The 12,556-nt window shown below is 71.1% G+C and carries 15 protein-coding genes; 4 read left to right on the top strand and 11 right to left on the bottom strand.

Annotation, left to right across the window (positions count from 1 at the left end):
- Nucleotides 1-132 precede the first annotated feature (132 nt).
- The gene (locus tag HGB44_RS23860; RefSeq protein ID WP_013156366.1) at nt 133-396 is read left to right on the top strand and encodes a phosphoribosyl-ATP diphosphatase; all 264 of its coding nucleotides are present in this window, start codon (nt 133-135) and stop codon (nt 394-396) included.
- Between the two features lie 75 nt (nt 397-471).
- Complete coding sequence (gene hisG / locus HGB44_RS23855; RefSeq protein ID WP_061081523.1) at nt 472-1,326, top strand: ATP phosphoribosyltransferase; 855 nt, start codon at nt 472-474, stop codon at nt 1,324-1,326.
- A 97-nt stretch (nt 1,327-1,423) separates the two neighbouring features.
- On the opposite strand, the gene HGB44_RS23850 is transcribed toward hisG, so the two are convergent.
- Complete coding sequence (locus HGB44_RS23850; protein WP_231972501.1) at nt 1,424-1,882, bottom strand: DUF6194 family protein; 459 nt, start codon at nt 1,880-1,882, stop codon at nt 1,424-1,426.
- 99 nt (nt 1,883-1,981) lie between these two features.
- Between HGB44_RS23850 and HGB44_RS23845 the strand changes: the two genes are divergently transcribed.
- Complete coding sequence (locus tag HGB44_RS23845; RefSeq protein WP_168444124.1) at nt 1,982-2,857, top strand: MerR family transcriptional regulator; 876 nt, start codon at nt 1,982-1,984, stop codon at nt 2,855-2,857.
- Here HGB44_RS23845 and HGB44_RS23840 read toward each other — a convergent pair.
- The gene (locus HGB44_RS23840) at nt 2,788-3,588 is read right to left on the bottom strand and encodes a MerR family transcriptional regulator (protein WP_061081497.1); all 801 of its coding nucleotides are present in this window, start codon (nt 3,586-3,588) and stop codon (nt 2,788-2,790) included. The two genes, HGB44_RS23845 and HGB44_RS23840, sit on opposite strands and share 70 nt — an antisense overlap.
- Before the next feature lie 83 nt (nt 3,589-3,671).
- The gene (locus HGB44_RS23835) at nt 3,672-4,085 is read right to left on the bottom strand and encodes a DoxX family protein (RefSeq protein ID WP_061081498.1); all 414 of its coding nucleotides are present in this window, start codon (nt 4,083-4,085) and stop codon (nt 3,672-3,674) included.
- A 142-nt stretch (nt 4,086-4,227) separates the two neighbouring features.
- Here HGB44_RS23835 and HGB44_RS23830 point away from each other — a divergent pair, with 142 nt between their 5' ends.
- A complete protein-coding gene (locus tag HGB44_RS23830) occupies nt 4,228-4,953 on the top strand; it encodes a spermine/spermidine synthase domain-containing protein (protein WP_061081499.1) in 726 nt (241 codons plus the stop codon).
- 27 nt (nt 4,954-4,980) lie between these two features.
- On the opposite strand, the gene HGB44_RS23825 is transcribed toward HGB44_RS23830, so the two are convergent.
- The 8 genes from HGB44_RS23825 to trxA all read right to left on the bottom strand — a co-directional run bounded on the left by HGB44_RS23825 (nt 4,981) and on the right by trxA (nt 12,422).
- Nucleotides 4,981-5,664 (bottom strand): HAD family hydrolase, encoded by a 684-nt coding sequence (locus HGB44_RS23825; RefSeq protein ID WP_061081500.1) that lies wholly within the window; start codon nt 5,662-5,664, stop codon nt 4,981-4,983.
- Nucleotides 5,665-5,671: 7 nt separating this feature from the next.
- Complete coding sequence (locus tag HGB44_RS23820) at nt 5,672-5,890, bottom strand: EF-hand domain-containing protein (RefSeq protein ID WP_061081501.1); 219 nt, start codon at nt 5,888-5,890, stop codon at nt 5,672-5,674.
- Nucleotides 5,891-6,048: 158 nt separating this feature from the next.
- Entirely contained in the window at nt 6,049-6,960 is a 912-nt protein-coding gene (pstA, locus tag HGB44_RS23815) for a phosphate ABC transporter permease PstA (RefSeq protein ID WP_061081502.1), read from the bottom strand.
- Nucleotides 6,957-7,964 (bottom strand): phosphate ABC transporter permease subunit PstC, encoded by a 1,008-nt coding sequence (pstC, locus tag HGB44_RS23810; protein ID WP_061081503.1) that lies wholly within the window; start codon nt 7,962-7,964, stop codon nt 6,957-6,959. Before pstC ends, pstA begins: the two co-directional genes overlap by 4 nt.
- Nucleotides 7,965-8,082: 118 nt before the next feature.
- Complete coding sequence (gene pstS, locus HGB44_RS23805) at nt 8,083-9,261, bottom strand: phosphate ABC transporter substrate-binding protein PstS (protein ID WP_061081504.1); 1,179 nt, start codon at nt 9,259-9,261, stop codon at nt 8,083-8,085.
- Nucleotides 9,262-9,662: 401 nt separating this feature from the next.
- A complete protein-coding gene (locus HGB44_RS23800) occupies nt 9,663-10,457 on the bottom strand; it encodes a response regulator transcription factor (protein ID WP_061081505.1) in 795 nt (264 codons plus the stop codon).
- Between the two features lie 217 nt (nt 10,458-10,674).
- Nucleotides 10,675-11,547, bottom strand: a complete 873-nt coding sequence (gene pstB, locus HGB44_RS23795) for a phosphate ABC transporter ATP-binding protein PstB (protein ID WP_013156377.1) — start codon at nt 11,545-11,547, stop codon at nt 10,675-10,677.
- Nucleotides 11,548-12,050: 503 nt separating this feature from the next.
- On the bottom strand, nt 12,051-12,422 hold the full coding sequence (gene trxA / locus HGB44_RS23790; protein WP_061081506.1) for a thioredoxin: 372 nt from the start codon (nt 12,420-12,422) through the stop codon (nt 12,051-12,053).
- Nucleotides 12,423-12,556: the final 134 nt, after the last annotated feature.

The following is a 12,556-nucleotide window of genomic DNA, read 5'->3' as shown; positions in this document are numbered from 1 at the left end:
CGGGGCGGGCGGAGCGCGGCGCGGTGTGGCGCACGCCGCCGACCACATGCTGAGACATCCTCGCGAGGGTGCGGCATCGGGGCGCCGGACCGCCTACGCTGGTAGCGCATCTGTCGGTCGAGGAAAGACACCATGAAGACCTTCGAAGAGCTGTTCGCCGAGCTGTCCGAGAAGGCGCGTTCCCGCCCCGAGGGGTCCGGGACCGTCGCCCAGCTCGACGCCGGCGTCCATGCCATCGGAAAGAAGGTCGTCGAGGAGGCGGCGGAGGTCTGGATGGCCGCCGAGTACGAGTCGGACGACCAGGCCGCCGAAGAGATCTCGCAGCTCCTCTACCACCTCCAGGTCCTGATGCTGGCCCGCGGCCTGCGTCTGGAGGACGTCTACAAGCATCTGTAGGCCGACGCGCAGCCCGTGCGCATCCGGCCACCGACGCCACGTCCCCGTACACGCAGCCACGAGAAAGCCGTGAACATGCCCGACATGTTGAGAATCGCCGTGCCCAACAAGGGGCAGCTCTCCGAACCCGCCGTGGAGATGCTCCGCGAGGCCGGGTACCGGCAGCGCAAGAGCAGCCGCGACCTGGTCATGATCGACCCCGACAACGACACCGAGTTCTTCTTCCTGCGCCCCAAGGACATCGCCGTCTACGTCGGCGAGGGCATCCTCCAGGCCGGCATCACCGGCCGCGACATGCTGCTGGACTCCGGCGCGGCAGTGGACGAGGTCCTACCGCTGGGCTTCGGCGGTTCCACCTTCCGCTTCGCGGCGCCCGGCGGCGCCGACATGAGGGTGTCCGACCTCAACGGCAAGCGGATCGCCACGTCCTTCGACGGCCTCCTGCGCTCCTACCTGGACCAGCAGGGCGTCGACGCCCGCGTCATCCACCTGGACGGCGCGGTCGAGAGCTCCGTCCAGCTCGGCGTCGCCGACGTCGTCGCCGACGTGGTCTCCACCGGCACCACCCTGCGCCAGGCGGGCATGGAGACCTTCGGCGAGCCGATACTGGTCTCCGAGGCGGTGGTCATCCGTCCGAGCGGGGCCCCCGAGAACCCCAAGTTCGACACGCTGGTACGCCGTCTGCGCGGCGTCCTGGTCGCCCGCGACTACGTGATGATGGACTACGACGTGCACGCCGAGCGCCTGGAGGCGGCGGTCGCGCTCACCCCGGGCATGGAGGGGCCGACGGTCTCCCCGCTGCACCGGGAGGGCTGGGTCGCGGTCCGGTCGATGGTGCCGAGCAAGGACGCCCAGCGGATCATGGACGACCTGTGGCAGCTCGGCGCCCGCGCCATCCTGGTCACCGACATCTACGCCTGCCGCCTGTAGGCCGTGTTCCGAGCGAGGGACCGCCGGGGGCCGGCCTGGCCGGCCCCCGGCGGTCCCCGTCGTGCCACGGGGCTTTCGCGCGCCTCGGCGTCGACCGTCAGTCCGTCGTCGGCCGTCGGCCCGACGCGGTCCCGGTGCGCCGCCGGTGGCGCGAGCGTGCGAGGCCGTGAGCCGTGCGGAGCAGCTCCCGGACCGCCTCCCCGGTCCGCGGTCCCGGGTCCACCACGGCGAGCCAGCCCAGGCCGCCGTAGACGGGGTGCGCCATCACGACGTCCGCCGCGCTCGGGTCCGAGTCCGGGTCGGCCGGTTCGCGCGGCTCGCGGCCGGTCCAGCTGACGAAGGCCTCCCTTCCGGCGGCGACGTTCAGGCGGAAGACGCCGGGCCGGTCCAGGCGCGACGCCCGGTCGTCGGGGTAGTCCTTCGTCACGACGGTCGCGAAGGGCTGGGTCGCGGCGGGGACGGCGCCGTCGGGCGCGTAGTAGAAGAACGCGTCGCCCCAGCTGACCTCGGGCGAGCCGTCGCCGGGCTGCGGCCTGAGGGCCAGCACGCCCTCGATCTCCTAAAGGAACGCGGTGATCTCGTCGATGCTCATGTGTTCCAGCGTTACATTCATGTGCTTGTGGAGACTTTTCCGCGAAGAGTGCGAGGTGGGGGAGTGAGAAGTCGCAAGTCGTCCGCCCTGCGTACGGTCGACGTCGCCCGGCGCTCCGGGTACTCCGTCCAGCAGGTGCGCAACCTCGAACGCGACGGCGTGCTGCCCCCGGCGGAGCGCACCGCCGCGGGTTACCGGGTCTACGCCGAGGTGCACGTGTGTTCGGCCCTGGCCTACCGGGCCCTCGCCGCCGGGGCCGGTCCGGTCGAGGCCGGGAGGATCGTGCGCGCCGCGCACGGGTACCCGGCCTCGGACCTGCTCGCCCTCCTGGACGCCGCGCACGCCCGGATCCACACCGAGCGCCGGGATCTCGGACTGGCCAGGGAGGCCGCGGAGGCGATCGCCGCGGAGCCGGTCGGGGACGTCCGCCCGGCGGACTCCATGGGCGTCTCCGAACTCGCCGACGCGCTCGGAGTGCGGCCCTCGACGCTGCGGCACTGGGACGCCGAGGGGCTCGTCGTGCCCGGCAGGGTCTCTCCCGGGGGAACGCGGAGGTACTCGCCCGCCGACGCCAGGGACGCGCGGATCGTCCACCAGCTGCGCACGGCCGGGTACCGCATCACCCCGCTCCGGGCCCTGATGCCGGAGCTGCGCCGCGCACGGCGGTGGGACGAGGTGATGACCGCGCTGGCTGCCCGGGACGCGAGCATCGACGCCCGCTCGGCGGCCCTCCTCGAAGGCGCCGCCGCGCTCGGCGCCCTGCTGCGGTCAGCGCGGTCTCCGGACGCGGGGCCTTCGGCCGCGGAGCTGTCGGATGGGGCGTCCCCGGGCGCGGACAAGCCAGAAACGGGGCCTTCGGCCGCGGACCCTCACTCCGGAGCCTCCGCCAGGGGCCGCATCCCGATGGCGAACTCCACGCCTCCGTCGCACTCCGACTGACGGAGGGCGCCCACGTCGGCGAACATGCCCTCGACCTCGTGCCCGAACAGGTGGGTCAGCGCCAGGGTGAGGCCGCCCAGGCTCTCCCTGCCGGGCATCAGCAGCCAGGCCTCGGTGCCCTCCCCGTACTCCACCAGCTCCACGTCCTCCGGCAGCGGGGACGGGGAGGGGCCGACCGCCGAGACCGGGACGCACACCCGGTAGCCCGCGGCGTCGCCCCTCGGCTCCAGGCTCTTCCACCACCGGCCGTCGGTGCGCCACCCGCGCTCCTCGACCAGCGCGCCGAGCCGCCCGGCCAGGGCCCGCACCTCGGCGCGCGCCCGGCCCATGTCGAAGTCCTCGCCCGAGGACCGCGCGGTCACCCCGGTGAGGGCCGTGCACGCCCGCCGGGGCCGGACCCCCACCCTCGGCTCCCACGCCAGGACCGCGAGGGCCTCCGCCAGTGCCCGGTCCTGGGCCTCCCGCTCGCGCCGGAGGTCCTCGGCGTGCCGGCGCAGCGCGTCCGGGGCCAGGCCGGGGTCGTCCACCACGAGCCGGACGGTGTCCAGGCCCATGCCCGCGCGGCGCAGGGTGACGATCTGCCCGGCGCGCTCGATCTGGTCGACGGTGTACCAGCGGAACTGCGTGTCCTCGTCCACGCGGGCCGGGACCAGCAGCCCGAGTGCGTGGTAGTGACGCAGCGCCTTGTGCGAGAGGCCGGTGAGTTCGCTGAAGGAACCGATGGGAAGCATGGTTCCACTGTGGCTCCTCCCCCAAGGGGAGGGGCAAGCGGAAACCCCCGGTCGGCCGACGCCTCGGCGCGAGCCGCCGCCGGTCAGTCCTCCCTGCCTCCGCGGCGGGCCTGGAGGGCCGCCCAGACGAGCGGGATCTGGAGCGGCACGCGGGCCCAGGCCACGAGGCGGTTGTCGGCCGGGCCCCGGAGCCTGCCCGTACCCGAGTCGAGGGCCATCTGGACGTTGGCGGGCCACACGGCGAGCAGCAGGGCCGCGCTCGCCGGACCGGCCCACGCCCTGCGCGTCAGCAGGCCCGCACCGCAGACCAGTTCGGCCGCACCGCTGCCGTAGACCCACGCGCGCGGCGCGGGCAGGGAGCGGGGCATGATCGCCTGGAAGGGTCCGGGCGCCGCGAAGTGCAGCACGCCCGAAGCCACGAACAGGCCGCCGAGCGCGTAGGGGGCGGCCCCGCGCACCCGGTCGAACAGTCCGCCGCGTCCGTGCTTGACCTGCATGGAGTTCTCCTTCGGTGGGGTGGTCCCTGACCCTACTCTTCGGTAACCATGCGGTCCGCGAAGACCCCCCGGGCAGCGTTCCCCCGGCCCCCTCCGCGGGAACGCGGGCGCGTCCGCCGGGCGGGCGGGCACAATGTGGGGTATGGACCAGCCGACGACGTACACCGCCTCCACTTTCCGCGAGCCCGAGGAGGAGTCGGTCACCCTGGCGAGGGTGACCGGGGAGACCGGTGGCGACCTCGTGCTGCGCCGGGTGGGCGCGCACTACGAGATCTACTCCAACGGGGTGTTCCTCATGGACACCCGCGACGGCACATCCGAGCGCGAGATGGTGCGCGCCAGCCTCGCCGCCCTCCCCGCGGGCCGCTCGCGCTCGCGGGTGCTCATCGGCGGGCTGGGCGTGGGCTTCTCCGCCCGCGAGGCGCTGGAGCACCCCCAGGTGGCGGTGGTGGACGTGGTGGAACTCGAACCCCACGTGATCGCCTGGCACGACGGGGAGCTGGGCGAGGCCGCCGACTACGTGCACCAGGACCCGCGCTGCCGGGTGGTCAACGCCGACATCGTGGCCTGGCTGGAGAAGGCGTCCTCGGCCGCGAACCCCGTCCGCTACGACGCGATCTGCCTGGACACCGACAACGGGCCCGACTGGACGGTGGTGGAGAGCAACAACCGCCTCTACGAGGCCGCGGGGCTGGACCGGCTCACCCGCCTGCTCGCCCCCGGCGGGGTCCTGGCCTTCTGGAGCGCCAACGCGGTGCCCGACTTCGAGGAGTCGCTGCGGGGCAGGTTCGCGTCGGTGGAGGTCATCGAGGTCCTGGTCGCCAACGGCGTGCCCGACACCGTCTACCTGGTGCGCGAGCCGCGCTGAGGCGGCGGCTCCACACGGGTTCCACTGTCAGTTCGGCGCCTCCCCGGGCACACGCACGTGCGCCCGGGGTCCGCGGTCCCCCTCGGGCAGGACCGCGGCCAGGTGCCCGAGCACGTCGTCCCTTCCCCAGAGCAGCGCGGACAGTCCGGCGTCCTCGGCGGCGGCCACGTTCTCCGGCGTGTCGTCGACGAAGAGGACGGGAGCGCCCGTGAAGGCGCCCGAGCGCGTTCCGGAGACGCTCTCCTCCGCGATCCGGTAGAACTCCGGATCCGGCTTGGCCACACCCACCCGCGAACTGTTGACGACGTCGAGGGCGACCCCGTCCAGGCCGAGCGCCGCCAGGTCGGACTCCAGGCGGGTGGTCGCGTTGGACACCAGCACCACCGGAACGTGCCTGTTCACGGCGGTCAGCAGGCCCGCCATCTCCTGGTTCACCGTGCCGGGGATCGCGGTCCAGTCCGCGACCAGGGCGCGGGCGCGCTCCTGACCGCCGCAGCGGTCGGCCAGCGCCAGGGCGACGCCCTCGCGCCACTCCTCGTCGGACACGCGTCCGGTGATCGCGGGCAGCAGGAGGTCGGGGTGGAAGGCGGTGGCCGCCAGTGTCCCCTCAGCGAGCCCGTACGCCCGGTCGACGCCTGGCATGGCGTCCGGGGGCCACAGGCGCAGCACCCCGTCGACGTCGCACAGGACGGCGCCGTAGGGCGGGCCCATCGGGGGCTCAGCCCCTGGTGTCGGACATGTAGGCCGTGAACTCGTCCAGGGTGACCAGCCCGTCGCCGTCCTGGTCCATGGCCTCGATCGCCCGCAGGGCCTGCTCCTCGGTGCAGCTGTCCCCCAGGCGGTGCATCAGGTCGGCGTACTCCTGGGCGGAGATGCGGCCGTCGCTGTCGGCGTCGACGAACGCGAAGGTCGTCGCGTACTCGTTGGTGTCGGGCATCTGCGTTCGTCTCCAGGGAGTCGCGGTGGCGGGTCCGGCGCAAGATTACCGGTGAGGGGGCGGTTCGGGAAGCCGGGCGGGCACCGGTGCGGCCCGCAGAGCCGAAGGGGCCGCGCACCGGAGGGCTCTCCGGCACACGGCCCCACGGGGGCGGATCGTCAGCGGCTGCCCACGGAGGCCCGCGAGCCGATCCACCGCGCGATCACGGTGAACAGCAGCACCAGCAGGAACAGGCACAGGGCAGCGCCCCAGGCGCGGTCGATACCGGCCTCGAAGGGCTGCATGGCCCCCCGGTACAGCTGCATCGGCACGGCGCCCTGCGGCTCGCCCTGGAAGGCGGTCACCACCAGGCCGGTTCCGAACGCGGTCAGCAGCAGCGGGGCGGTCTCACCGATACCGCGGGCGACGGCCAGCATCGAGCCGGTGGTCAGACCGGGGGCGGCGGCGGGCAGCACCGTGTGCAGGATGGTCTGCCACTTGCGCGCGCCCAGGCCGTAGCTGGCGTTGCGCATCTCGTTGGGCACGAGCCGCAGCATCTCCTCCGCGGACCGCGTCACGATCGGCAGCATCATCATGGCGATCGCCAGAGCACCGGCGAAGGTGCCGAAGCCCATGCTGCCCCAGCCGATCACGATCAGGCCGTACACGAACAGACCGACGAAGATCGAGGGGATACCCGTCATCACGTCGGTGAAGAAGCGGATCGCGCCGGTCAGGCGGTTGGGACCGTACTCCACGACGTAGACGGCCGTGGCGATGCCGATGGGGATCGACATCACGACCGCGAGCGCCATGATGTAGAGCGTGCCGAAGAACCCGGCCGCGTACCCGCCGCCCTCGCGCCGCGGCGGGGGCTCGGTCGCGGTGAAGAACTCCAGGTTGACGACGCCGATGCCGCGCCGGGTGACCTCGAAGATGATGAGGACCAGCGGGATCATCGCCAGGACCATCGCGGCGGTCAGTACCACCGAGGCCGAGCGGTCCTTGAACCTGCGGAAGCCGGAGCCGGGCGAACGCTGGCCCAGGGGGGTGTGCCGGGCTTCCGGAGGAGTGGTGGTTGCTGTGCTCATACGGCGGAGTCTCCCGTGAACTGCCCCAGGCGCCAGACGATGACGCGGGCCAGGATGTTGACGATCATCGTGACCAGGAAGAGGGCGACGCCGATCGCCATCAGCGCCGTCCGGACCTCGGGCGAGGCCTCACCGAAGGACGCGGCGATGTGCGAGGCCATGCTGCTTCCGGTGCCGAACAGGCTGCCGCTCCACCCCTGCGTGCCGCCGATCAGCATCAGCACGGCGATGGTCTCACCGAGGGCGCGGCCCAGTCCCAGCATGGCGGCGGCCACGATCCCGGAGAAGCTGGCGGGCAGGATCACCTTGGTGATGACCTCCCACCGGGTGGAGCCCAGGGCGTAGGCGGCCATCTGCTGCTCGACCGGCTGGACGACGACGACCTCGCGGATGAGCGCCGTCATGATCGGCAGGATCATGATGGCCAGCACGATGCCCGCGGGCAGGTAGCCGACGCCGCGCACCGGTCCCTCGAAGAGGAAGAACCAGCCGAACGTGCTCTCCAGCCAGACGAAGAAGGGGCGCATCACGTTCGGCAGGAACCAGTGCAGGCCCCAGAGGCCGAAGATGACGCTGGGCACGGCGGCGAGCAGCTCGACCGTGTACGACAGCGGCTTGGCGAGACGGCGCGGGGCCAGGTGGGTCAGGTAGACGGCGACCATGATCGCCAGCGGCAGCGCGATGATGATCGCGATGGTCGCCGTGACCAGGGTGCCGTAGATGAAGGGCCAGGCGCCGTAGACGCCTGTGATCTCCGTGCGCGAGCCGCCGCTCTGCCAGTCCTCCCCGAGGAGGAAGCCGAAGAAGCCCTCCTTGGCGAAGACCGGCCAGGCCTCGCTGGTGGTCCGGATGACCATCAGCGCCAGGATGACCAGCACGATGGTGCCGCAGGCCGCGACGGCCCACTTGAAGATCGGATCGCCCAGGCGCCCCTTACCGGACTTCAGCGTCCCCCGCCGGGAGTCCTCGGGGGCCTGGGGGGCCTCGCGGGCCTCGGTGGACATGTGCTTCTCCTCTGTGGCTTTCGTGGGGAGTGGAGAGCGTCCCGCCCCGGGACGGGGGCGGAGGTTGGGAAGAAGGCGTGCGGGGCCGGGAGACCTCTCCCGGCCCCGCGGGGCGTTCCTACTCGGTGGCGGCTTCGTCCTCGGCGGGGGCGCTCTCCTCAGCGCTCTCCTCGGAACCGGCCTCCTCCTCGGCGCCGGCGTCGGCGCCGCCGTTCTCGGAGTTGGTCTTCTCCAGCTCGGCGACGACGCGGTCGGTCAGCTCCTCGCCCAGCGGCGCGTAGCCCAGCTCACCGGCCAGGTCGCGGGCGCCCTGGTCGGTCAGGGCCCAGGTCCAGAAGTCGATGATGGCGTCGGCGTTGGCCTGCTCGTAGCCGCAGGTGTAGGTGAAGATCCAGTTGGAACCGGCGATCGGGTAGCCCTCGCCGCCGATGTTGTCGATCGCGAACTGGAAGTTCTCCGGGATCTCGGCCTCCTCGGAGGCCGCGATGGTGGACTCCAGGGTCGGCTCGATCGGGTTGCCGTCCTCGTTCACGATGTGGGCGACGGACAGACCCGCCTCCTGCGCGAAGGACTGGTTGACGTAGCCGATGCCGCCGGGGTTCTGGGTGATGCCCTGGGCGACGCCGTCGTTCTGCTGGCCGCCGACCAGGCCGTCGGCCCACTCGATCTCCTTGCCCTCGCCGTACTTGTCGGCCCAGGAGTCGACCTCGGTGCTCAGGTAGTGCGAGAACACGTAGGTGGTGCCGGAGCTGTCGGAGCGGTGGACGGGGATGATCTCGTCGCCGGGCAGTTCCATGTCCGGGTTGAGCTCGGCGATGGCCGGGTCGTCGAACGTGGTGATCTCGCGGTCGTAGATGGCCGCGATGGTCGCCGGGTCCAGGACCAGGCCGTCCAGCTCGGGGTTGTTGAAGGCGATGACGACGGCGCCGAAGACGACCGGGAACTGCACGGCCTCACAACCGCGGGCATCGGCCGCGGCGGTGAGGTCCTCCTCGCCCAGGGGCTCCTCGGAGGAACCGAAGTCGACGGTCTGCTCCAGGAACTGCTCCACGCCGGCACCGGAGCCCACGCTCTGGTAGTTGACGCTGACGCCGGGCTGGACGTCGTTGGAGTAGGTGTAGATCCAGTCCTGGAACAGGGGGTCGGGGAAGCTGGCCCCGGCTCCGGTCAGGGAGGCGCTGAGGTCGCCCCCGCCGCCGCCGGAGCTGTCACCGCCAGTGTCGCCTCCGCTGCTGCACGCCGCCGCGAGCAGGGGGATGGCCGCCAGAACGGCGAGCTTGGAACGCCCGTTGCGCATGTCGTAGTTCTCCTCGTTGAATCACCGCTGTCGGGGCTGACGTGAAACGACAGTAAGTGCGCAGGAAGACGCTGTGTCATCGAAATGAAGGCGGGATGGTAGAAGAAGGGTGAATGCGGAGTGAATGGCGGTAACCATTTGATAACGGGTGTGTGTTTTCGGCTTCGCGGAGATTCTGTGATGTCCAGGGGACAGGCGGTGATGACCTGCGGGTATGGCCGTGGACGCCCGGGCGGCGCGGCGGTTTTCCGGCAGCGAAGGTGACGCGTCGGATTATTCGACGATTCACCTTCGCGTTCGTCTCGAAGCTAGGTGACGCGAAGGTGAACAAGGGGTCTCGTCGGTATCACCCGGGGGCCCTGTGAGGAATTGGCGAACCTCGTCCCGCGATTCTTCTCCGCTCAGGCGCCGTTCGCCGTGTCCAGCCGGTAGCCGATTCCTCGGACCGTGTGGATGAACCTGGGCTGTGCCTCGGAGTCGCCCAGCTTGTGGCGCAGGCGCCGGATGTGCACGGCGATGGTGTTGTTCACCGGAGGCAGCGGCTTGTGCCAGACCTCGGTCCACAGCTCCTCACGGCTGACCACCCTGCCGCTGTGTCTCAGCAGGAAGTCCATGATCCCGAACTCCCGCAGCGCCAGGTTGACCGGGTTGCCGTCCACGAAGAGCCGGTGCCCCAGCGCGTCCAGCTCCAGGGCGCCCGAGCGCAGTGCGGCCGGGGAGACGGTGCCGTCCGGGCTGCCGCCGCCGTCCGGTCCGGGGAGGGAACCGCGCAGCAGCGCCGCCAGCTCCGGGATCCGGTAGGGGCGGTTGACGCACGCGGTGGCTCCGGCCGCCAGCGCGCGCATCGCGCGCTGGGAGTCGCCGGGGCCCACCCCGATGAGGATCGGGATGTCCGTCGCCCGCCGGGTCACCCGCACCAGCGTCTCCAGGTCCACCTCGGGCGGAGTGGCGCTGGTGAGCAGGGTGTCCGGTCGCATCATCCCCACCCGCAGCAGAGCCTCGGCACCGTCCACGCACACCGTGATGTCCACGTCGTGCCCGCTCAGCGACAGCACCAGCTGGTGCGACTGCTCCGACTCGGGCTCCACCAGCAGGACCCGGAGCGGTCCCTCCGACCGTTCCGAGCGCTCGACCAGTTCGTCCTCGACCGGGGCACCCGGAAACGGGACGGATGCGGACGTTGTGAGCGCGGGCATGGGAGGTCCACTTCGTCGAAGGAACAGCGGGGGCGGGGTCCCGGACGGGTGCTCCGGCCTGACCGAAACGACCCTCCGGTCGGCGGTCGCGACCGGAGGGCGTACGGCCGTCGGTTCGCCCGAAGCGGCCCTCCGGAGAGCCGGTGGCCGGTGGTTTGGCCGAAGCGACCCCTCCGATCAGCGGTCCCGGTCCGTCGGAGAGCCGGAGACCAGCGGTTTAGCCGAAGCGACCGCTGATATAGTCCTCGGTCCTCTGGTCGGAGGGCTTGCTGAAGATCGTCGCGGTCTCGTCGAACTCCACCAGGCTGCCGTAGCGGTCGCCCGCGTCGTCCACACCGGCGGTGAAGAAGGCCGTGCGGTCGGACACGCGCGCCGCCTGCTGCATGTTGTGCGTGACGATGACGATGGTGTACTCGCTGGCCAGCTCGTACATCAGGTCCTCGATCTTGAGGGTCGCGATGGGGTCGAGCGCCGAGCAGGGCTCGTCCATCAGGATCACCTCGGGGTTGACCGCGATGGTGCGCGCGATGCACAGGCGCTGCTGCTGACCGCCGGAGAGGGCGAAGGCGCTCTCCTTGAGCTTGTCCTTGACCTCGTCCCACAGGGCGGCCTTGGTCAGCGTCTCCTCGACCAGGTCGTCCATGTTGCCGCGGACGCCGTTGATCTTGGGGCCGTAGGCCACGTTGTCGTAGATCGACTTGGGGAACGGGTTGGGCTTCTGGAAGACCATGCCGATCCGGCGGCGCACCTCGATGGGGTCCACCTCGGAGGCGTACAGGTCCTCGCCGTGGTAGGTGACCTTCCCCTCGATCCGGGCGCCGGGGATGAGGTCGTTCATGCGGTTCAGGGTCCGCAGCACGGTGCTCTTGCCGCAGCCGGACGGCCCGATCATCGCCGTGATCTGACGGGGGCCCACCTTCAGGTCCACGTCGCGCACGGCCTTGTTGGAGCCGTAGTAGATGGAGAGCCCGGAGACGTCGAAGACGGGGTCGCCCAGGTCGGGTACCTCGCGGTTGTACCGGACGGTGTCGGGGGCGACGCCGCGACCGGTCTCGGTGCCGCGAGGGGAGGCGGTGTTGCTGACAGACATGAGGCCACTTCCGGGTCGGACGGTGCGTGCGCGGAGAGGTGCGCGGCCGGAGCCGCGGAGCGCGGTCGACCCCCATGCAAATATGTCCGTATGAAGCAGCGGTGAACGAACCCCGTGGCGAAGGTGAACGTGGGCGGTGAACTCGGAGGCGTCGCGATCGCGAGGCGTTGTCCTCCCGTCACCGAAGGAGGTGCGGACCGCCTCTGGAGTGCGGTTCGTCCCGTCCTGGGGAATCGGGCCACGGGCGGGCCGAGGCGCGCCGGACGGGTGGACAGGTGACCGGCCACAAACCTCTTGATGACTTTTCGGTCTTCCTAATCCACCCTTTTCGGTCCCACCATGGTGGGGCGCGGCCCCGCCAGAACGGGGCGGATTCCCGCCCGTGGGCCGCCGCGGGTGCACGGACCGGTCCCCGTCCGGACGCGCGAACGCCCCGGACGCCGCCCTCCGGGGGAGGGGGCGTCCGGGGCGCGCGGGTCTGTTCCGTGCTGCTCCGGGGAGCGCTACTCGGGCGAGCCGCCCTGCTCGGCGATCTTCTCCCGCACCTCTTCCATGTCCAGTTCCTTGGCCTGCGTGATCAGGCTCTCCAGAGCCTCGGAGGGCAGGGCCCCGGGCTCGTTGTAGATGACGGTGCGCTCACGCACGATCATCAGGGTCGGGATGGACTGGATCTTGAACTCGAAGGCGAGCTCGCGCTGCGCCTCGGTGTCCACCTTGGCGTGGACGATGTCGGTGTGCTTCTCCGAGGAGGTTTCGAACACCGGGGCGAACTGCCGGCAGGGACCGCACCAGTCCGCCCAGAAGTCGATGAGGACGAAGTCGTTGTCCTTCAGCGTGTCCGCGAAGTTGTCCTTGGTGAGCTCGACCGTGGGCACGTGGTCTCCTGTATCTGTTCGTTGGTTGGTGTCGACCGTCGGCCAACCGCCATCTCTCAGTGCTACAGCGGTCGTGCCCGTTCGTTTGTTCCGCATGCCTGCCGGGGCCGGTGAGCCGCTCCGCAGTCCGGTTG

The sequence above is a fragment of the Nocardiopsis alborubida genome (assembly GCF_012396365.1).
Lineage (GTDB): Bacteria > Actinomycetota > Actinomycetes > Streptosporangiales > Streptosporangiaceae > Nocardiopsis > Nocardiopsis alborubida.
Note: the sequence above shows the minus strand (reverse complement) of the source record. Positions and strands in the feature narration are given on the sequence as shown.

Coding starts and splice junctions, on each gene's coding strand:
- HGB44_RS23860 (WP_013156366.1), top strand. CDS start 133: ATGAAGACCTTCGAAGAGCTGTTCGCCGAGCTGTCCGAGAAGGCGCGT.
- hisG (WP_061081523.1), top strand. CDS start 472: ATGCCCGACATGTTGAGAATCGCCGTGCCCAACAAGGGGCAGCTCTCC.
- HGB44_RS23840 (WP_061081497.1), bottom strand. CDS start 3,588: ATGCTTCCCATCGGTTCCTTCAGCGAACTCACCGGCCTCTCGCACAAG.
- HGB44_RS23835 (WP_061081498.1), bottom strand. CDS start 4,085: ATGCAGGTCAAGCACGGACGCGGCGGACTGTTCGACCGGGTGCGCGGG.
- HGB44_RS23830 (WP_061081499.1), top strand. CDS start 4,228: ATGGACCAGCCGACGACGTACACCGCCTCCACTTTCCGCGAGCCCGAG.
- HGB44_RS23825 (WP_061081500.1), bottom strand. CDS start 5,664: ATGGGCCCGCCCTACGGCGCCGTCCTGTGCGACGTCGACGGGGTGCTG.
- HGB44_RS23820 (WP_061081501.1), bottom strand. CDS start 5,890: ATGCCCGACACCAACGAGTACGCGACGACCTTCGCGTTCGTCGACGCC.
- pstA (WP_061081502.1), bottom strand. CDS start 6,960: ATGAGCACAGCAACCACCACTCCTCCGGAAGCCCGGCACACCCCCCTG.
- pstC (WP_061081503.1), bottom strand. CDS start 7,964: ATGTCCACCGAGGCCCGCGAGGCCCCCCAGGCCCCCGAGGACTCCCGG.
- pstS (WP_061081504.1), bottom strand. CDS start 9,261: ATGCGCAACGGGCGTTCCAAGCTCGCCGTTCTGGCGGCCATCCCCCTG.
- HGB44_RS23800 (WP_061081505.1), bottom strand. CDS start 10,457: ATGCCCGCGCTCACAACGTCCGCATCCGTCCCGTTTCCGGGTGCCCCG.
- pstB (WP_013156377.1), bottom strand. CDS start 11,547: ATGTCTGTCAGCAACACCGCCTCCCCTCGCGGCACCGAGACCGGTCGC.